This is a genomic window from Aquisphaera insulae (genome assembly GCF_011064615.1).
GTDB classification, from domain to species: Bacteria; Planctomycetota; Planctomycetia; order Isosphaerales; family Isosphaeraceae; genus Aquisphaera; species Aquisphaera insulae.
Genome location: NZ_JAALJH010000032.1, coordinates 1 through 20526, shown reverse-complemented (window position 1 = coordinate 20526; position 20526 = coordinate 1). Strand labels below are relative to the sequence as shown.

12 protein-coding genes are annotated in these 20526 nt (G+C 70.2%); 5 read left to right on the top strand and 7 right to left on the bottom strand.

Features of this window, described 5'->3' with window-relative positions; all coding sequences use genetic code 11:
• Positions 1–3: 3 nt before the first annotated feature.
• Positions 4–801: a hypothetical protein gene (locus G6O54_RS17765; protein WP_165227007.1), complete on the bottom strand. Its 798-nt coding sequence runs from the start codon at positions 799–801 to the stop codon at positions 4–6.
• A 283-nt stretch (positions 802–1084) separates the two neighbouring features.
• Here G6O54_RS17765 and G6O54_RS17760 point away from each other — a divergent pair, with 283 nt between their 5' ends.
• Positions 1085–2512, top strand: coding sequence for a two-component system sensor histidine kinase NtrB (locus G6O54_RS17760; RefSeq protein ID WP_165227006.1), 1428 nt, complete (start codon positions 1085–1087; stop codon positions 2510–2512).
• Entirely contained in the window at positions 2512–3924 is a 1413-nt protein-coding gene (locus tag G6O54_RS17755; RefSeq protein WP_165227005.1) for a sigma-54-dependent transcriptional regulator, read from the top strand. The genes G6O54_RS17760 and G6O54_RS17755 overlap by 1 nt, the downstream gene beginning before the upstream one ends.
• A gap of 20 nt (positions 3925–3944) precedes the next feature.
• Here G6O54_RS17755 and G6O54_RS17750 read toward each other — a convergent pair whose 3' ends face one another.
• Positions 3945–5147: a hypothetical protein gene (locus G6O54_RS17750; RefSeq protein ID WP_165227004.1), complete on the bottom strand. Its 1203-nt coding sequence runs from the start codon at positions 5145–5147 to the stop codon at positions 3945–3947.
• 237 nt (positions 5148–5384) lie between these two features.
• Between G6O54_RS17750 and G6O54_RS17745 the strand changes: the two genes are divergently transcribed.
• Positions 5385–6140, top strand: coding sequence for a PHD finger domain-containing protein (locus G6O54_RS17745; protein ID WP_165227003.1), 756 nt, complete (start codon positions 5385–5387; stop codon positions 6138–6140).
• A gap of 76 nt (positions 6141–6216) precedes the next feature.
• Here the strand turns inward: G6O54_RS17745 and G6O54_RS17740 are convergent, their stop codons facing one another.
• Positions 6217–8751, bottom strand: a complete 2535-nt coding sequence (locus G6O54_RS17740) for a serine/threonine-protein kinase (protein WP_165227002.1) — start codon at positions 8749–8751, stop codon at positions 6217–6219.
• A 13-nt stretch (positions 8752–8764) separates the two neighbouring features.
• On the bottom strand, positions 8765–9379 hold the full coding sequence (locus G6O54_RS17735) for an RNA polymerase sigma factor (protein ID WP_165227001.1): 615 nt from the start codon (positions 9377–9379) through the stop codon (positions 8765–8767).
• Between the two features lie 355 nt (positions 9380–9734).
• On the opposite strand from G6O54_RS17735, the gene G6O54_RS17730 reads away from it, so the two are divergent.
• Positions 9735–13532 carry a DUF11 domain-containing protein gene (locus G6O54_RS17730; RefSeq protein ID WP_165227000.1) on the top strand — a complete coding sequence of 1266 codons (3798 nt, stop codon included), beginning with the start codon at positions 9735–9737 and terminating at the stop codon, positions 13530–13532.
• 107 nt (positions 13533–13639) lie between these two features.
• On the opposite strand, the gene G6O54_RS17725 is transcribed toward G6O54_RS17730, so the two are convergent.
• Positions 13640–14518 (bottom strand): alpha/beta fold hydrolase, encoded by an 879-nt coding sequence (locus tag G6O54_RS17725; protein WP_165226999.1) that lies wholly within the window; start codon positions 14516–14518, stop codon positions 13640–13642.
• A 621-nt stretch (positions 14519–15139) separates the two neighbouring features.
• Between G6O54_RS17725 and G6O54_RS17720 the strand changes: the two genes are divergently transcribed.
• The gene (locus G6O54_RS17720; RefSeq protein ID WP_250846945.1) at positions 15140–18505 is read left to right on the top strand and encodes a sigma 54-interacting transcriptional regulator; all 3366 of its coding nucleotides are present in this window, start codon (positions 15140–15142) and stop codon (positions 18503–18505) included.
• 108 nt (positions 18506–18613) lie between these two features.
• On the opposite strand, the gene G6O54_RS17715 is transcribed toward G6O54_RS17720, so the two are convergent.
• Together G6O54_RS17715 and G6O54_RS17710 are read right to left on the bottom strand one after the other, a co-directional pair.
• Positions 18614–19576: a DUF6263 family protein gene (locus G6O54_RS17715; RefSeq protein ID WP_165226998.1), complete on the bottom strand. Its 963-nt coding sequence runs from the start codon at positions 19574–19576 to the stop codon at positions 18614–18616.
• 14 nt (positions 19577–19590) lie between these two features.
• The gene (locus G6O54_RS17710; RefSeq protein WP_165226997.1) at positions 19591–20361 is read right to left on the bottom strand and encodes a CPBP family intramembrane glutamic endopeptidase; all 771 of its coding nucleotides are present in this window, start codon (positions 20359–20361) and stop codon (positions 19591–19593) included.
• Positions 20362–20526: the final 165 nt, after the last annotated feature.

Below are 20526 nucleotides of genomic sequence, written 5' to 3'. Positions count from 1 at the left end.
GTTTCAGTCCAGCGGCGGGGGGAGTTCACGGCCCGGGGCGGCGGGCCGCTCCGCTTTCGGGTCCGGCGGGTCGAAGAGCCCCCCCGGCCCTGCCTTCTTGCGGGCGTCCGCCTCCTTCCGCTTCGGCGGCTCATCCTTCGCGGGCGGGCCGTCCGGATCGCCGGCATGGGCCAGGTGCTCGGGGACGTGGGTCATGGCCTCGGCGGCGCGGGCGAGCTCGCCGCCTCGTTCGATCCGGCCGGCCTCGACGTCGCGACGAGCGGCATTGTAGAGGTCGCGAGCACCACGCAAGTAGAATGCCGAATCGACGACGGATCCGTAGGAATCGGCCTCGCGGATCCTCTCATAGGCGCGGCGGAGATCGCGATGGGTCCGCTCGGCCAGGTCCTCCGGCCCGTCGTCCTCCGGGGGCGGTGGGAGGTCCGGGTCGGTTCGGTCGAGCTGGGCGGCGTTCCGGGCATGATCGGCGGCCCGGGCCAGGTCGTGCGAGGCGACGGCCAGCTCGCGGGCCTGACGTCGCTCGCCCTGCTCGTGGGCGCGGAGGGCCTTGCGGTAGAGGTCCGTCGCCCGGACGGTCCAGTCCTTGATACGCTCCTCCGTCCGGCCCCCCTCGGATCCGGAGCGGACCCGGCGGAGGATGTCATAGGTCTTGCGAAGCTCGTCGCCGGGCTCCCCCTTCCTCTTCGCCTTCGCTTTTGGCTCTGGGGGCGGCGGGCCGTCCGGCGGCTGTGAGCCGCCGAGGAGTCCCGCCAGGCCGATCCCCAGGAGGCTCGAGAGCCCCATGGCGGTGAGTTTCATCATGGCGTCCTGACCTTCCTTTCTGATGGGTCTCTGGTCGATTCGTCGGGGATCGTTCCCCGCTGCGGTCGGCCCTCAATCGCAGGTCTGGTGCCAGGTCGAAAAACGCACGAATCCCAGCAATTGCCTGCAAAAATGCCCCGACGTTGGGCGGAAACCGCCCGCCCATGGCGGGGGGATTCCGCCCGGCCGAAGTACGGAACGGCCCCCGCGGCGTGTGCCGATCGAATGGCCCGCCGCTTGCATCCCGCGACGATGGGGTACAATCCACGCGGAGGTCGCCTGGATGCACCGAATGAGATGGGACTGGCCGCTGGCGCTCCAGGTTGGCGTTGTGGTCGCGCTCTTCGGCGCGGCGATCGGGACGCTCTGGTACACGAGCTCGCGCGTGGTCGAACGCGAGGACCGGCGGACCCGCGCGAATTCGCGGCTGAAGGAGGCCACCGACGAGCTCGAGGCCCGGGGGAAGGACGCCCTGGCGGGAGTGCGGCAGTTCCCGGACTTCATGGATTCGGAGGACTGGGCCGCCCTCGATCGACGGCTCTCGGAGGCGGCGACCAGGATCGATGAAGGGAGGCCGGGGGTCGAAGGTGGCTACTACGTCCCTTCGCGGCCGGAGCGGCCGTTCCTGCCGGCGCTCCCCCAGGAGCCGATCGGCGGTCCCCCCCACGCGGGACCGGACCCATCCCCGGCCGGCCCGCCGAGGAGCCTCTACGACTACGTGGACACCCAGGTGGACGCCGCCTACCGGAAGCAGACCGAGCTGTCCGTCGTCGAGGACGTCAGCCCCTACACGATCGCCATCCGGACCGCCCCCGTTCGCGTGAATGGCCGGGTCGTCGCCGCCACCTGGACGATGACCCGGCTGGTGGACCCGATCTACGTCGACCAGGCGGCGCGCGGCTATCGATGGTTCGCCGGCCTCAGCCTGGCGGGCCTGGCGCTCTCGCTGGTGCTCACGTTCCGGCTGGCCGGGACGGTGCGGAAGCAGGTGGCGGAGCGGGAGCGGCTGCGGATCGACCTGAGGCGGAGCGAACGGCTGGCGGCGCTCGGCAAGCTGCTGGCCGGGGTGGCGCACGAGGTCCGCAACCCGCTGGCCGGGATCCGCGGGATCACCCAGCTCTGGCAGAAGGGGCTGGGCCTCAATGACGAGGGGTTCGGCCACCTGATCGACGAGGTCGATCGGCTGGAGGGGATCGTCTCGCGGCTCCTCCAGTTCTCCCGGGCGGACGCCCAGGACCTGGCCCCCGGCGACCTGAACGGCGTGGCCGCGGAGGCCGCCCGCCTGGTCGAGGGGAAGGCCCAGGATCAGCGGGTCCGGGTCGTTTTGGACCTCGAGCCCGACCTGCCGCCGGTCCGGATGGCCAGGCCCGCGCTCGTGCAGGTCTTCCGCAACCTGACGACCAACGCGCTCCAGGTCATGGCGTCCGGCGGCGTGCTCCGGATCGCGACCCGGCGCGACCCGGCCGGCGGGGCGGTCACGGCCACCGTGTCCGACGACGGCCCCGGGCTCTCGGCGGAGGTCCAGGCCCATCTCTTCGAACCGTTCTTCACCACCAAGGCGGAGGGGACCGGCCTGGGCCTGGCCATCGCCCGCGAGATCGCCCTGGCCCACCGCGGCGAGCTCCGCGCGGCCAACCTCTCCGGCGGCGGTGCCGAGTTCACGCTGTCGCTTCCCGTCCTCGACGCGGCCGACGCGAAGGGAGCCCACTGATGCCCACCGAGACGACGACCGCCGCGACGATCCTGGTCGCCGAGGACGACCGGGCCATCCGGTTCAGCCTGGCCTGCTCGCTCCAGGCCGAGGGCTACCGGGTCCTCGAGGCCGGCGACGGCGCGGAGGCCCTGGCGCGGATCGAGGCCGACCGCCCCGACGCCGTCCTCCTGGACCTGAAGATGCCCGGCAAGGACGGCTTCGCCGTGCTCGAGGCCCTCGGCCCGGCGCTCGCGGAGCTCCCCGTGATCGTGATCACCGCCTACGGCGGCTCCTCGGTCGCGATCGAGGCGATGCGCCAGGGGGCGTACGACTACCTGACCAAGCCGTTCGACCTCGACGAGGTGCAGATCACCCTCCGGCGGGCACTCCGCCAGCGCGAGCTCGCCTCCGAGGTGAAGGCGCTGCGGGCGAGGTCCGCCGAGGCATCGGACGACGCGGACGAGGCGAGGGCGGAGCCGGAGATCGTCGGCAAGAGCCCGGCCATGCGCGCGGTCTTCAAGTCGATCGGCCTGGCCGCCGCCACCGACGCCGCCGTGCTGATCCTGGGCGAGAGCGGCACCGGCAAGGAGCTGGTGGCCTCGGCCCTGCACCGGCATTCGAACCGCGGCGCCAAGCCGTTCATCCGCGTCAACTGCGGGGCGCTGCCGGAGGGCCTGGTCGAGAGCGAGCTGTTCGGCCACGAGCGCGGCGCGTTCACCGGGGCGGACCGCCAGAAGCCGGGCCGATTCGAGCGGGCCGATGGGGGGACGATCTTCCTGGATGAGGTCGCGGAGCTGCCCCAGTCGGCCCAGGCCAAGCTCCTCCGCGTCCTCCAGCAGCGGGAGTTCGAACGCGTCGGCGGGACCGAGACGCTTCGCACCGACGCCCGCGTGATCGCGGCGACGCATCGCGACCTGCCGGCGGAGGTCGCCGCGGGCCGGTTCCGCGAGGACCTCTTCTACCGCCTGGACGTCGTCCGGATCGTCATCCCGCCGCTACGAGAGCGGCGCGAGGACATCGTCCCCCTGATCCGGCACATCCTCCGCCGGGTCCAGAGTCGCCACGGCTGGGGCGAGCTCTCGCTCTCCCCCGAGGCCCTGGCGACGATCCGGGAACGAGACTGGCCGGGGAACGTCCGGCAGCTCGAGAACGCGCTGGCGAGGGCCGCGATCGCCGCCCGCGGCCGGCCGATCCTGCCCGAGCACCTCGACGCGGGCGGCCGATCCGAGCCGGCCGTCACCCCGGACGTGGACCTCGGCGACGAGTCCGAGCCGATGCCGCTTCGCGCCCTCCTTGCCGAGGTCGAACGCGCCGCCATCGAGCGGGCCCTCCGCGCCTGCAACGGCAACCGGACCAGGACCGCCGAGCGCCTGGGCATCAGCCGCCGCCAGCTCTTCGAGAAGATCCGGGAGTACGATCTGAACCCATGAGGCTCACCACCCCGAACGCATCAGGGGTCAACGGGCACGCCCGTGGCGCGCTGACTGAGGCGCTCGTAATCCGCCTGGATCAGGGCGTTGCCGCTCGCCACGACGAGGGCCGCCAGGATCCAGCACAGTCCCAGGACCCGAGCACATCGATCGGGCCAGCCTCGGGCGGCATGCCACCGCCGGCCGACCAGCAAGGTCGTCCATGAGACAAGGACCGCGAAGCCGCCGGACATCGCCAGGCGCGTCTGCATCTCCTTGCCGAGGAGCCATTCCGGGAAGGCAGAGATCTCCTCCCAGAACTGGCCATCGTCCGAGAAGGCGAAGTTCGTCAGGAGTATGACGATCAACTCGAGGCCGATCAGGGCCATCGACAGCCCCGAGGCACAACCTGCCAGCATCCCCGGTTGGCGTGCAAGCCGGCGGAAGCGTGGCCCGACGCAGACCAGTCGGATCGCGAGCAAGGCCGTGGTCACCACCGCAACTACCGGCATCAAGGTCGCGTTGACCTGGAGAATTCCTCGACCGACGCCCTCAACGACCGAGGGAGAGTCGACCACGGGCCTCGCGTAACAGCGCGTCGCCGTCATCTCGACGAATAGGAGGACCGGCCACACCGCGGATGCCGCCACGATCCAGGAAAGCCCCAGCGCCCTCCCGAGTCGATCGATCCAACTCGCCTCGGCACTCCAGGCCCCGCCGAGAAGCAGGGTCAGCCACGACACCAGGACCGCCAACCCTCCATACATCGTTACGGACAAGACTTTCTCTTCCCGGGTGAGCAATCTGCAGAGAGCCTCCCCGTCACACCCCGCAGCCATCGCCCCGATCGTGACCGGCAGCACAACGAAGGCCACCGCCAGGGCCGAAGCGCATGAGGTCGTTAGGCCCGGCTGGCGAGCGAGCCGGTGGAACCGAGGCCGGGCTCCGAACAGCCGGATCGGGAGCAGGGCGAGCGTCACCGCCGCAATCATCGGCATCGCGAGCAGGGCCAGTTCGAGGATCTTCCCGACGACGCCCCTCACGTCGAACCAGGAATCCGGTCTGACGAAATTCGCGAACAGGTCGTACGGGGACTGTCTCCCCGCACGGGCGATCGTCAGCGTCACGCCCCAGCCGATGGCCGTGGCGGCCACCAGGATCATCGCATCGGCGAGCAGAAATCGCCGTCGAGGTGAAGCGGGCGTCGGTCCCGAGTCGGGCGTCACGGTCTCGTGGCGGCACACCGTGGGGCCTCCTCTCCCGGTCGGTCTATCGAAACCGCTGGTTCCGGAGACGATCGCCAGGCTATCACCACGAGGCCGGACCGTCCATTCGGAGTTGGGAGACCAAGGGGGGAGCCGTCCCCGGATCGTCCGCTCGCCCATGGATTTTGTCACGGCGAGATGACTATAAGATCCAGCATCGTGAATCCACTTCGACGGGCAGGATCTCGACCGCGGCACCGATGACGGGGGCTTGAGATGGCGATCAATTTCACCTGCTCGCACTGCGGCCAGGCGTTCTCGCTGGACGAATCGCTGGCGGGGAAGCACGGGCACTGCAAGCATTGCGGTAAGGAGATGCTCGTTCCCTCCGCGGCGGCGACGGCCGCGGCGACGAAGGCGGAGCGGCGGAGCTACTCCGGGGACGACGAGGACGACGGCACGCCCTACGAGCTCGACGCCGATTTCGAGCCGCCGCCGTCCGCGGTGAGCCCCCCTTCCCCGCCCATTGCGGTGATGGAGGCCCGGGCCGGCTGGCGGCACACGGTCCGGGTGATCCGGGGCAAGCTCGCGAAGTTCGAGGACGCGATCTACATGGTCCTCATGCTCTTCTGGCTGATCGGGGCGGTCGCGTTCCTCTTCGAGCTCAAGCCGCTGGCGTGGACCATGCTCGGCCTGCTCGTGATCCTGAGCGTCCTCCTGCTGATCCTGGGCGGCTTCGACCTGTTCGTCCAGCCGTTCCAGGAGAGCCTCCGGCACGGCCTGGCCTTCGTCCTGATCCCGCCGTATGCGATCTACTACGTAGCGACGCGCTGGGAGGCCATGAAGAAGCCGTTCCGGAAGGCACTCGGGGCCTTCGGCCCGCTCCTCGTGCTGCTCGCCCTGGCCTTCTTGAGCCGGCCGATCCGCGACTGGTATCTCCATCCCAAGCCGAAGGACGAGTTCGGCGCCCCGGCCACGAGCTGGCATCAAGGGCCGGGCACGCCCGACGCGTTCGGCCTCCTCGAGACCTGAGAGGCTCTTGCTTGTCGAAGGGTGACCGCTGGCGACGGCGCCGAGGCCTTTCGACAGGCGGGGCGTGCGGCTCCCCTCAGGGCGATTCCTTCTCCGGCTTGCCGCCGCCGCCGGCCTTGCCGGCGCGGGCGTGGGCATCGGCCCGGGCGCGTTGCAGGGCCGGGTAGTGGACGGAGAGGGGCCCTTCGAAGGTCGGGCTGAGGCCCTGGTTGAGCGCGAGCACCCGGTCGAGATCGGCGAGGGCGCGGGACGGCTCCCCCTTGGCGAGCAGCGCCAGGCCACGGTTCAGGAGCGCCTCGGCGTGGTCGGGGGCGCCGCGGAGCACGGCGTCGCAGTCGGCGATGGCGCGATCGTAATCGCCGCGAGCGTGATGGAGGTAGCGTGCGCGACGCACTCGCCCCGTCGGCGAGTCCCCGTCTATTCGCATCGCCTCGTCGAAGTCGGCCTCGGCCTCCCTGTAATGGCCGCCGAGCGCCTGGGCCGAGGCCCGGTCGATGAGCCACGTCGCCTCGCGGGGGCGGTCTCGGAGGGCTCGGGAGAAATCGGCGACGGCGTGGTCGTGGTCGCGGCGGAGCGAGTGGGCCCAGCCGCGGTCGTGGTAGTAGGCGGGCTCATTCGGATTGATCCGGATCGCCTCGTCCAGGTCGATCAGGGCGCGGGCCGGATCGAGCTTCCAGCCGTGGATGAGGCCCCGGCGGGCGCGGTATGCGGCGTTGCGAGGTTCCATCTCGGTCGCCGTGGCGGCATCGGCGAGGGCGCTGTCGAAGTCCTGCTTGCCGAGGTAGGAGCCGGCGCGAAGATGATAGCTGATGGCGTGGTTCGGCACACGCCGGATCGTCTCGCCGAAGCTGGTGATCGCGTCGTCCCATTGCCCAAGGGCGTGGTAGGCGCGGCCGCGGTGGAAGTAGGGATAGGGCCGTTCGGGCTCGAGCCGCACCGCCTCGCTGGCGTCGGCAATCGCCTCGGCGAACCGGCCGGCATCCGCCCGGGCCTTGCTCCGGACGTCGTATCCGCCGGCGAAGCCGGGCGCGAGTCGGATCGCCTCGTCGCAGTCGGCGAGCGATCGCTTCAGGTCGCCCCATTCGTCGTAGACGTTGGCTCGGCCGAGCAGGGCCATGACACACCTCGGGTCGAGTCGGAGCGCCTCGGAGAATCGATCGAACGCAAGGGGAAGCTGGCGCTGCGCGACCAGCCCCCAGCCCTGGGCCTGCAGCCGGTCGGCGGCCTGCCGGTCCGCGGCGGGATCCGGCCCGGCGGGGGTGGGCAGGGCCGGAGCCGAACCGGGGGCCGGCGCGACGGGCGGCGGGCCGGCGAGTCCCGGCGCGGGCCCGGGAACGGCCTCGGGCCTGCGGAGATGGAGGGCCGCCGGGATGGCGATCGCAGCCAGGCCGACGAGGATTCCCGCTGCCAGCACGCCCGCGCGTGGCCTGCGGTCCCGTCGCGGATGGTCCCCGGCCGTCGCCGCCGGGACGAGGCCCTGGACCTCGGCCAGCCGACGGCCGAGGAGATCCGCGACCTCCGCGGCCGACTTCGGCCTCGCGGCCGGGTCCTTGGCCATCAGCCGGGCGATCAGCGCGGCGAGCCATTTCGGGACCTCGGGATTGAGCTCGCGGACCGGGCGAGGTGCCTCGTCGCAGACGCGGCGGAGCACGGCCATGGTGGACTCTCCGGGGAACGGAGTCTGCCCCGTGACCGCGGCATAGAGGACGCCACCAAGGCTGAACAGGTCGGAACGATGATCGACGACCTCGCCGCGCGCCTGCTCGGGGGCCATGTAGTCGGGCGTTCCCAGGATCGTCCCCGACCTGGTGAGCCGGGCGTCGTCCACGGCCAGGGCCAGGCCGAAGTCGGTGATCCGGGCCCGCTCCACCCCGTTCTCCAGCAGGATGTTGGCCGGCTTGATGTCGCGATGAACGAGCCCCTGCTGGTGCGCGGCGGCGAGCCCGGCGGCGGTCTGCATGCCGATCCGGAGGGTCTCCTTCAGCCCCAGGGGGGCCTCGCGGTCGATCTTCTCCTGGAGCGACTTGCCGGCGATGTACTGCATCACGAGGTAGGGATGCCCGGCCGCCTCGTCGACCGCGTGGATCGTCACGACGTGCTCGTGGCAGACGGCGGCGGCGGCCCTCGCCTCGCGGAGGAACCGCCTCCGCGCCGCCGGGCTGGTGGCCAGCGCTGGGGCCAGCACCTTGATCGCCACGACGCGATCGAGCGAGGGGTCGACGGCCTTCAGGACGATCCCCATCCCGCCGTGGCCCACCCGGGCGATGACCTCGTAAGGGCCGATCCGGCCCAACCCCCCGGGCCGATCCGTGGGCTCGAGGAACGTGAGCGGCGGCTCTCCCTCCTCGGCCGCGGCCGCGGCCGCGGCCGGGCCGGGCCGGAGGCGGTCCATGACGAGCCTGAGCGTCGTCGGCGGGGGCGTCATCGGCTCCGTCCTCGGGATCAGGCCTCCCAGCCCACTCGGCTCCGCGGCCCAGCCGTCGAGCAGGCTCCGGCAGCGGGCGCAGCGATCGAGGTGGGCCGTGATCGCCGGGTCCTCGACCTCCGACGGGCTGCCGTCGAAGAACGCCCTCAGCCGCGATGGATCGGGGCAGGCTTCCGCCGGTTCCATGGGGCCGCAATCCTCAGGGGTGATCGTCATCGTCCCGCAACTGCCGGACCCGCTCGCGAAGCCGCGCCAGCACGCGGCACCTGGCCGCGTAGACGGCGCCGATGGTCATCCCCAGGCGGCTCGCCACCTCCTGGGGGGCGGCGTGCTCCACGAACGTCTGCCAGAAGGCCTGCCAGGTGGGCTCGCGGAACTCGCCGCGGATCTGCTCGGCGGCCAGGTCGACGAGCCGCTGCTCGCAGGCGAGGCGCCACTCGGCCTCCTCGGCCTCGCCGTCCCTCGGGCCGGCGAGCTCGCCGAGCTGCTCCATGACGGAGCTCCGCCCGGACCCTCGCGGATGCCTCGCCAGTCGCGCGGCCAGGTCCAGTCGCTTGGTCCGCGCCACGGTGAACAGCCAGCTCCGGAACGAGCCCCGGGCGGGGTCGTACTCGAATCGCCCCGCGGCGCCGGCGACGGCCTGGAGCACCTCCTGGGCGAGGTCGGCCGCGTCGGCGTCCTGGAATCCCCCGCGGCGACCGTAGTCGTAGATCAAGGGCCCGTACATCTCCACGAATTGGGACCAGGCTTCGGCATCGCGACCGTCCCGGATGCGCACCAGCAGGCTGGCCCGAGTGTCCGGCGAAGCTCGCATCGAGTTCGTGTCCACGAGAGGAGTACTGGGCAGGTGGCGGGATCTTACGCGGATTTGCATCCCGGGCACCGAGATTGATCCTACCAGAGGACTTCGGAACGAGCACCGACCCGCTTTGCCGGATTCGCGACATTTTCCCGTAAGAAGTCCGCGGCCCGCCGGTACTCCTCCCAATGGCGGCGTCCGCGGCGCCAGGTTTTCCCGTCGTCCCCGTCGGCCCGAGCGGCCACTCCGTCATCAGAGAGAGACCAACGCCATGCGTCCCCCTCGCCCTCGCTCCCTGTCCCGAGTGCCCCGGGCCCGGCGAACCCACTCGCATCATCCCTCCCTCGAACCGGTCGAGGATCGCCTGCTGATGACCCGGATCACGGTGACCGGGACCGGTGATGCCATCGACGCGAACGACGGCCAGGTGACGCTCCGCGAGGCGATCACGGCGGCGAACACGAATCGTCCCTCGGGGGACGCGGCGGCCGGCAGCCCCGGGCTGGACACGATCGCGTTCGACATCCCCGGCTTGGGCGTCCGGACCATCCGGCCGACCTCCGCCCTCCCCGTCATCACCGAGCCGGTCATCATCGACGGCTACACCCAGCCCGGCTCCGCCCCCAATACCAACCCGGTCGGCCAGGGGCTGAACGGCACGCTGCTCGTCGAGATCGACGGCGAGGATGCCGGGGACGTCCGGTTCGGGATGATCCAGATCCAGGCCAGCGACAGCACGGTGCGCGGGCTGGTCATCAACCGGACCAGGGGGGTCAAGATCGGCATCCTGTCCGGCAGCACCGCCGGCAATAACCGGATCGAGGGGAACTACATCGGGACCGACGCCACCGGCACCGCGGGCTTCGCCGCCGACGCCAACCCCAACTTCTTCGACCGCCACGGGATCTCCGTCCGGACGGTCGGCAACACGATCGGCGGGACGACGCCGGCCGCCCGCAACCTGATCTCGGGCAATGTCGACAGGCCCGGCATCAGCACCGCATTCGGCGTCCTCGTCAACGCCAGCTTCCCCGCCGGCATCAGCACCATCATCCAGGGAAACCTGATCGGCACCGACGTCACCGGCACCAGGGCCCTCGGGAACGACAGCGGAGGCGTCTGGGGCCTGGTGGCCGCCGAGACGGCGGGCCCGGTCATCGTGGGGGGCGCGGGGCCCGGCGAGGGGAACCTGATCTCCGGCAATGGCGGCATCGGGGTCGGGAGCCGGAACGGCGTGGTCGAGGGCAACTTCATCGGCACCGACGTCACCGGCACCCTGCCCCTGGGGAACAGGACCGGGGTGCAGGCCTCGGGGAACGTCCGGATCGCGGGCAACGCGATCGCGTTCAACACCGTCGCGGGGGTGGACAACTCCGGCGACGGCAATCTCATCACGCGGAACGCGATCTTCTCGAACGCCGGCCCCGGGATCGGGCGGACGTTCTACCTCGATGACGCCGTGCCCGACGCCGACGGCACCCAGAATTATCCGGTCCTCGACGCGGTGACCGCCGCCGCGGCCGGCACGCACATCACGGGGACGCTCGCCAGCAAGCCGAGCTCGTCGTTCCGCCTGGAGTTCTTCGCCAACGCCGTCCGCGAGGACGCCTTCGACGACCCGGTGAATTCGGGCGTGTTCGGCCAGGGCCGGAGCTTCGTCGGCACGATCGACGTGACCACCGACGCGGCCGGCCTGGCGACCTTCACGGCCGACCTTCCCACCCTGCCGGCCGGGCAGCCGTTCGTGACCGCCACCGCGACCGACGTCACCGACGACGGCTCCGGCCCGCGCAACGACACCTCCCCGTTCTCTCCCGTGGCGGTCCCTGGAGGTCCCAGCTTCGTCGTCACCAGCACGGGCGACACCGGACTGGGGACCCTGCGCGAGGCGATCTACAACGCCAACTTCGCGGCGGGCGCCCAGACGATCACCTTCGCCATCCCGGCCGCCGACCCGCGCCATTTCTACTATCGCGACGACGGCATCGCGGGCGAGGTGACGCCGGCCGCCATCGCCGCGACCACGGCGGCCGACGACGCGGGCATCGCCGACATCGACCCCGACTGGCCCCACAGTTGGTACTCGATCCGGCCCGATCACGACCTGCCCCGGATCGTCGACACGGTCACGATCGACGGCTACTCCCAGCCCGGCAGCCGGCGGAACACGCTGCCGGCGCTCCAGGCCCTGGACACCGTGCTCAGGATCGAGCTGGTCGGGACCGCTGCCTCGGGCAACGGGCTGGAGCTGAAGTACCTGAACGGGACCATCGACGCCGCCAGCAGCCGGATCGATGGGCTGGCGATCAACGGATTCGGCGGCAGCGGGATCCGCGTCAGCACGCTCGGCGGCGGCACCGTCATCGCCGGCAACTTCATCGGGACGGACGTCTCGGGGACCGTCGACCTGGGCAATCGCGGGGACGGCATCTATCTCTTCTTCGAAAACGGTGCCACGATCGGCGGGGCCGAGGCCGGGGACCGCAACCTCATCTCGGCGAACGACGACAACGGCATCCGGCTGTATCTGCCCACCGGCGTCTCGGTCCTGGGCAACCTCATCGGGCTGGACCGCATCGCCGAATTCGGCCTGCCGAACCAGAACGCCGGGATCCTGATCACCGACGACGAGGTGACCTCCCTCGCCGCGGTCCGCTCGCTCTCCCTGTCCTCCACCGCCGAGGCGGCGCCGGGGACCTCCGGGGCCGCGATCAGGGCGGAGGCCCAGGCGGCCGACTCTTCCGACGAGACGAACGAAATCGACCTCAACCGGTTCCCCGGCTACGAGGAAGGCCAGGCCTTGGGGGTGTCGATGTCCATGGGCGGGGAACCCGGCAAGCCGTTGACCCAGACCCGTGTCAGGCAATTCGCCAGGATTCTCCATCGGTCACGCCGATCCTCCAACAACCTGAAGTCGATGGAAGCTCCGAGCGTGTCCTCGCGCTCGCTCTCGCTCTCGAGCGCCGCCGCGACCGCGACCTCGGGCCCTGCCTTCCTGGGCATCGACCTGGGCCAGGATGGGATCACGCCCAACGACCCGGGAGACCGGGACGACGGCCCGAATGACCTGCAGAACTTCCCGGTCCTGACGTCGGCGTCGACCCATGGCGGGGCGACGGTGGTCCAGGGGACGCTCAACAGCCTGGCCTCCTGCCGGTTCCAGATCGACCTCTATTCCAGCTCCGGCGATACCACGGTTATCCGGGCCGGGGAGCAGTTCCTGGGCTCGGTCGAGGTGACGACCGACGCCGCCGGCAACGCCTCGTTCGCATTCGCCTCGCCGATTGTGGTGCCGGTCGGCCAGTCGGTCATCTCGACGGCCACGCTCCTCGACGGCGGGGGGACCTCGGAATTCTCCGACGGGATCGTGGTCGACGGCTCGAGCGTGCCGACGACCGCCGACCTCTCCGTCTCCCTGTCCCCCGCGCCGGGCCGGCCCGTCGTCGGGGGCGACCTGACTTACACGTTGACCGTCTCCAACGCCGGCCCGGGGACCGCTACCGGCGTCCGATTGGTGGTCACGCCGCCGGCCGGCGCGACGTTCGTCTCGGCCACCGGCGGGAACGCTCCGGTCGGCGGCGTCCTGACGTTCGACCTGGGCGTCCTGGTCGCCGGATCGACGGGCTCTGTCGTGGTCGTCGTCCGGCCCTCGGCCGCGGGAGCCTTGACCAGCACCGCGAGCGTGTCGGCTTCTCAGGTGGACCCGACGCCCGCGAACAACTCGGGCACGAACACCATCTCGGCGACCGGCGCCAACCCGGGTGGAGATCCCGGCACGGGGACGGGCACGACGGATACGATCCGCCCGACCGTCGTCGGCGTGGCCCGACTCGGCACGGTTCGCCGTCCCCGCGGGATCGTGGTGACCTACAGCGAGGACCTGGATCCGACGCGTGCCGCGGCCCTCGCCAGTTACCGCCTGATCCTCCGCGGGCGAGACGGGCGATTCGGCACCGCGGACGATGTCCGGCGAAGCCTCAAGGCGGTGAGTTATGACGTCTCGACGCGGTCGGTGACCCTGCTGCCGCGGAAGGGTGCCGTCCTCTCGCGGCGGCCGAGGCTGGTCATCGATGGATCGACATCCGGCGGCGTGGCCGACCGCGCCGGCAACCTGCTCGACGGGAACTACGTCGGCCTGGTGCGCCCCGCTCGTCTCCCCCGCCCATGAAAAAGGAGCTCCCCTCCGCACGGGCCGAATCGTGCGAAGGGGAGACATCCTGAGGATGATTCGTGGCGGAGGCGTGTCCACCCCTCCGCTGGGGGAAGGTCGGACGGTCAGACCGCCGCCTTGACCTGGCGGAGGTGCCGGACGACCTGGCGGGCGATCTCGCGGCGATGGGTCAGGAAGGCGATATGACCGGCGCCGTCGATCGCCTCGAAGCGGGCGCCGGAGATGCCGTCGGCGAGCTGCTTCTGGCGGACGGCCGGGACGATGGCGTCCTTCTTGCCGGCCAGGACCAGGGTCGGGGCCTCCACCTTCCAGAGCTGCTCGGAGACGTCGAACGATTCGAGCTGGGCCAGGCGGCGGGCCATCACGCTCTGGTCCGTCTCCCAGATTCGCTCCACCACGAAATCCACGAGCGGACCCGGCTCCGGCTTCGCGCCGTGGAGGAGGTTGAAGAACTGATTGACGAACCGATTGTCGGTCGGCAGCGGGAACCGCTCGAGGACGCGGCGGGCGATCGTCGAGCCGATGGTCGCGTGGAACCGCGCCTCGGCCCCCTGGACGACCAGGGCCCCGACCGACCGGGGATGATCGACGGCCGCCTGGAGCGCCACCGCGGCGCCGAAGGAGACGCCGAAGATCGTGGGGGACTCGAGCCCGAGCTGCTCGACCAGCGAGGCGAGATCATCGGCGTGCCCGCCGATGTCCCAGATCCCGCACCGAGGACCGCCGATCCCGAAGCCGGGCACGCCCTCATCACGGAATGCGTAGGTGATCACCTCGTAGCGTCGGGACAGACGGCGAGCCAGGGGCAGGAGCAGCTTCCAGCTCCCCGCCAGGCCCGGGACCAGGACGAGGGGCTCGCCTCGCCCCATCCGTACCACATCAACGAGCTCCCCGCCCAGGCGAACCTGCGTCCGCCGCCTCTCCTCGCCTCGGATCGAAATCGACGTCGACAGGGCGTCTTGCCACCTGGCCGCTAACTTCATGCTGTCTCCTCGCGCCGAAGCCGTCGATCAATGGGGAAGATCTCGGTTGCGATGCTTCGCGGTTACCCATCCCGAACACCACAAGGGTCGAGGGTCGGGACGAGATGAAAGAGGGACAATCGCATCTCGTGTGCCGAGTCCAGAGAACGATCCCGCAACGACTACCTCGCCTTCCTCCCTCCTTCGACGGCCCGCTCTGATCACGGGCTTTCGGCGCTCCGCTCATGACCAATCGGCGCCGAAAAGCGGATACCAGGGCGACATACCTCGGAAAAGCCCATCAAACTCAACGCAAATATCCCATATTCTCATTTCAGGCGGCTCCAATGGGGCGGAATACCCAGAATGGGCAACAAGACAGAGGTGGTGATCCCTGGGAACATCCTCGGACCTCATCTCCGACCCAATCCGTGATCTGCCGCGCTGGTGACGAAGTTTCGACACCACGGCGCTTGTATTTCGGCGCCGAACCACTAAGCTGGATGGGATTGAAGCGTGAAGATAGTGGTCATGGGCTGGTGAGAGAAGAAGCCCGTGAAACGACCTCGCGGGCGGTTGGCGGGTCTCCCCGTACCGCGCCCTTGGGTCCTTCCTTCTGATTCCCCACCTGGTGTTTGCAACATGGATAGATGGCCTGGGAACGGCATCCTGCCGGATCCGACTCCGTCGGATCGGTGGAGCTGGGCGGATGGGGCAAGGTCCCTCCGGGGCCTGGAGTCCGCGGTTGGGTCGCGGCATGCGACCCTCGGGTCTTCCTGGAGCAGCACGGGGCTCCGGACGCTCTGCGCGATCGGATCGGTCGTGGTCCTTTGCTACTCGCTCATGGTGTTGATGCACGTCGCCTGGATGGGGACCATCGGGCTCCGCTGCCTGTTCGGGACGGACGTGAAGGAGGAAATCCCGGCGGACTTCGTCTGGAAGGCCGTCGGCGATCCCGGCGCCGGGGTGGGCGAAGCGCCCGACCAGGGGGGGCGTCCGCGAGTCGGGGATCAGATCCTCTCGATCGGGGGCACGAGTCTACGCCCGGGGAACTACGGCGACTACATCCAGGCGATGCGTTCGCTCCACGACCGGGTCGGGCAGTTCGTCGAAGTGGCCTGGCGACACGGGCGGACGGGGGAGCCGATCACGGCCGAGGCGATGGTCCGCTATCCGCCGACGTGGTCGTACGTCTGGTCGTGCATCTGGTTCTTCCAGGAGGTCCTGATCTTCGCGGTCGGGGCCCGGGTCTTCTGGAAACGGCCGGGCGACCGATCGGCCCGGCTCTTCTTCGTGCTCTGCCTGGTGACGGTGGGGGCCTACATGGGGGGCTACCACTGGACCGAGATCGTGCTCCGGCCGACGCTCATCTATCCGTTCGTCTTCTTCGCCCTGCTCGTGCCGGTGGTGAACCTCCATTTCTTCCTGGTCTTCCCCCGGGAGAATCCGCTCCTGAAGCGCCGACGGAGGCTGGTGCTGGGCCTCCTCTACGGCGTCCCCGGCGTCTCGCTGGCCGCGATCTGGGGGACCATGTTCGTGTCGCACTGGCTCCGGATCCACGGCGATCCGCTCCGCGCGGCGGTCGGCGAGCGGGTGATCCGCGCGCTCGCGCTCGGCTACATCGGGGTCGCGGCGATGATCTTCGCCCTCTGCATCCCGTGCCTGGTCTACAGCTACCGGCACGCGGCGACCAGGGGGGAGAAGAATCAGGTCAAGTGGATCCTGCTGGCCTCGCTGATCGCCTCGGTGCTGATCGTCTACCTGCTCTTCCAGGCCTGGATGGACACGTCCACCCTGGGCCGGGACTCCGGGGCCTGGCCGATGTTCGGGGTCTCCGTGCTCTACACGCTGGCCTACGCGTTCAGCATCACCCGGTACAAGCTGATGCAGGTCGAGGAGATCATCAACCGGAGCGTGGTCTACTTCGCCCTCAGCGTCACCGCCGGCCTGGTCTACTCGGGGCTCCTGCTCGTCTTCGGCTGGCTGATCCGCGACCAGATGCGGACCTCGCCGACGTCCGGCGGGGCGATGGTCGCGGCGTTCTCCGTGGTGCTGGTCCTGATCCTCTCGGAGGTGGCGCGGGGTCGCTTCCAGCGGGTCATCGATCGCCGCTTCTTCCGCGAGAAGTACAAGTTCGACCAGGCGATGCAGAAGATGCGGGTCGCGGTCGGCAGCCTGGTGGACCGCGGGACGCTCGGCCGGCGGCTGCTCGAGGGGGCCGCGGAGGTCCTCCGCGTGGAGTGGGGCGCGATCTACCTGGCGGGGCCCTCGGACCGGGAGTTCCAGCTCGCCGCCTGCCACGGGCCGAGCCCGGACGAGGCCGTCCTGACCGCGGACAATCCGCTGGTCGCCCGGCTCCGGCAGGCCCCCACGGTGAGGCTCTCTCACGCCACGTCGCCGTCGGCCGGGTCGGATTCCGCCACCGACGCCATGATCGCGCTGGGGGGCGAGGCGGCCACGGCCCTCGGGCAGGGGCAGTTGGGGGACAGCCAGCTCGGCGGCCTCCTCGTCCTGGGGCCCAAGCGGAGCGGCATGCCGTTCGAGGACGAGGAGATGGCCTTCCTGGGCGCGCTCAGCTCGGTAGCGACCCTGGCCCTCCACTCGGCCGACATCCAGGAGACCCTGGAGTCGCTCAACCACGAGCTCCGCGACAAGGTCGACAAGATCGCCGAACAGCAGCGGCGGATCCTGATCCTCCAGGAGCAGCTCCGCGGCCGGGCCGAGAGGGAAACCGACCGCGACCGCGATCGCGATCGAGAGCGGGACGCGGCGGCCGGCGGGGATGAGCCGCGCGGCGAGGCGGACTCGAAGCGGGGCGTCGCGGCCCGATCGCCGGCCGAGGAGTCCTCTTCGGCGGTCTTCGGGGAGCTCCGCGGGTCCAGCCAGGCCGTCCGGCGGATGATCGTCACGGCCCGGAAGGTCGCCGCCAGCCCCTCCGCCGTCCTGATCCGGGGGGAGAGCGGCACGGGCAAGGAGCTCCTGGCCGCGGCGATCCACGCCGCGAGCCCTCGCGCCGCACGGCCGTTCGTCAAGGTCCACTGCGCGGCCCTCTCGCAGAGCCTGCTGGAGAGCGAGCTCTTCGGCCACGTCCGCGGCGCCTTCACCGGCGCGGACCGCGATCGCAAGGGGCGGTTCGAGCAGGCCAACGGCGGCACCCTCTTCCTCGACGAGATCGGCGACATCAACCTCGAGGTCCAGACGAAGCTCCTCCGCGTCCTCCAGGAGATGTCGTTCGAGCGGGTGGGGAGCTCGCAGCCGGTGGCCGTGGACGTGCGGATCATCGCGGCCACTCACCAGGACCTGGAGGCGTTGATCCGCGAGGGGCTCTTCCGCGAGGACCTCTTCTACCGGCTCAACGTGATCCCGCTGCGGACCCCCGCCCTCCGCCAGCGGAAGGAGGACATCCTCGAGCTCGCGGGGGCCTTCCTGGCCCGCTACTCCGAGCGGACGGGCAAATCGCTGACCCACCTCGAGCCGGAAGCCGTGGAGCTGCTCATGGCCCACGACTGGCCGGGGAACGTCCGCGAGCTCGAGAACGTGATCGAGCGGGCCGTGGTGCTGGCCGACGGCCCGGCCATCACCGTGGAGGACCTGCCGCAGGAGGTCCGCGAGCCGGGCCGGCGGCGATTCCGGGGCCGGCACCCGGCGCCGGCCGGCCTGAACGTCGTCGGCAACGGCAAGGAGCAGGGCGGCGGCGGCGGCGAGCCGGCGGGGGCGACACGCGGCGGCCGGGCAGCCGCCGCCCGGTCGATCGCCGCGGGCACCGACACGGCCCCCCCCCGAGCCCGCCCCGGGGAAGGCTCCCGACGCTCGCGCACCACCGACCGCGACGACGGCCGCGAGCCGGCCGGCGGCGAGGAATGGAACGCCGAGTTCCTGGCCTACGAGCGCCAGCGGCTCACCGACGCCATGGCCGAGGCCGAGGGGAACAAGAGCATCGCCGCCAGGCTCCTGGGCATGCCCAGGAGCACCTTCTTCAGCAAGCTCCGCAAGCACGGCCTGGCCTGAAGGGGGAAAGGGCGAAGGGCGTGCGAGAGGAAGGGGAGCGTGCGGGATTGCTAACGTGGGACCACCCGCAACTCCCCCCGCCTGCTCCTCCTCGCTCCTCGTCCCTGCTCACTTGTCCGCCAGGTTCATGGTGTTGACGGTCCGGGTCACCTGTTGGAATTGCCGGGCCTGGCCGGTCTGGGGGTCCTTCATCGAGAAGGTCGCCTCGAGCGTCTCCGAGACCTGGGAGCTCACGATCCGGCCGGCCTGGGTGTCGAACGAGAACTCCCCCTTGCCCACGTAGGAGTTGATCTTGAGCGAGCCGGCGGCGTCGGCGATGGGCTCCACCTTGAAATCGCTGGCCAGCGTGAAGGTCACGATCCGGGGGTCCTTGGCGGACGGTCCCTGGAACGTGTAGTGCTTGTCCATGACGCTGGTGCCGACGCCCGGCTGCGTCACGCGAGACTGGTTGTCCCAGGTGGCCCCCTTCTCGATCGGCCCCTTGGGGAAGGCGAGTCGGGACTGGGCGACCAGGTTCTTCAGCCCCTCCTCGGAGAACATCCCGGCCGCGGCCGCGCCCGGGTTGGCCTCCTGGATCGAATCGAGCAACGACTTTGGCACCCGGATGTCGCTCAACTCGCCGCGTTCGTCCATCTTGAAGGTGAACTCCGCGCCGGCGAGGGCCTTGATCAGCGGCACGAACTGGGCGGCGGCCTGCGTGTCCGGGGGCCTCGCGTCGGCCGAATCGAGATTCAGCGTGTCGCCGGGGCCCGTCAGCTTCCATCGCATCCGGTCGATCTTCTGGGAGATGTCGGCCACGCCCGCGGCGTCCACGCCCCTGACGGTCCAGTGCATGTCGACCGTCTGGAAGGCCGAGTTCGACATCTCGGCGCCGGCGAGCCTGGTCTGCTGCTTCTGATCCTGCACCAGCGTATAGCGGAGGACGTCGCCGGGCTTGAACTTGTAGCGGAGGGGCTCCGCGGCCGTTGCGGAGCTTGGCAGGAGCGGGGCCCCGAGCACCGCCAGGATGATGAACCGTGCAACCCGAGCTCGCGCGGCCGGCGTCCTCTCCTTCGCGATCGATCCGGTCATCGTCGTATCCTTCCTCAATGGTCGATGTCCTCGTCCGGGTCGACCGGGGGGATGGAGACCCGGTCGGTCCCCCTGTACTGCCATCGCAGGAGAAAGGCCATCAGCATGAAATCATAGAACGCATGGGTGAGCATCGGGGTGAGGAGATTGCCCGTGACGAGGTAGAGGATGCCGAGGCAGGCGCCCAGCCAGATGGTCAGGACGATGTAGGGGATGGAGATGGGGTGCAGGAGGCCGAACAGGATGCTCGAGACGGCCAGCCCCCCCACATCTCCGAGCCAGCCCGAGAGCACCCCCTGGAGGACGCCGCGAAAGAGCATCTCCTCCCCCACCCCCGCCGAGATCGAGATCAGGAGGATGTCGGACCAGGAACTCCCCGCGAGCAGGGGGACGAACTCGTCCTCGCAGAACGACTTGATGCGACGCAACGGGCCGATCGGTCGGCGGATGATGAGCAGGAAGACGCCCACCAGGGGGATCGCGACCAGCAGGCCCCAGATCGCATCGTCGATCGCCCAGGCGAAATGCGCCAGCGGGCTTTGCCCCAGCCACCAGCCGACGAAGAGCGAGAGGAAGGCGAGGCCGCTTTCGAAGAAGGCGGCGAAGATCACGATCACATCCGGACCGGGAAGATCGTCCGGCGCCTCGGACTCCAGGGGGCGGCTCCGATCCTCGGCATCGTCCGGCGCCTCGGAGTCCAGGGGGCTGTTCCGATCCTCGGCATCGTCCGGCGCCTCGGAGTCCAGGGGGCTGTTCCGATCCTCGGCGGGGTGGGGCAACTCCAAGTGACGGTCCTGACCGTTCCTGGTGGTATCACGGGCTCGGGAGCTGGCCGACCGCTCGAGAGTCCAACAGCATTCAAGCTAGCGAGTAAGATCCCGGTTGTCGATCCTTCACCCCGGCCCGGTGAACAATTCATTACCTCGGCAAGGAAGAAGATCACCGTGATA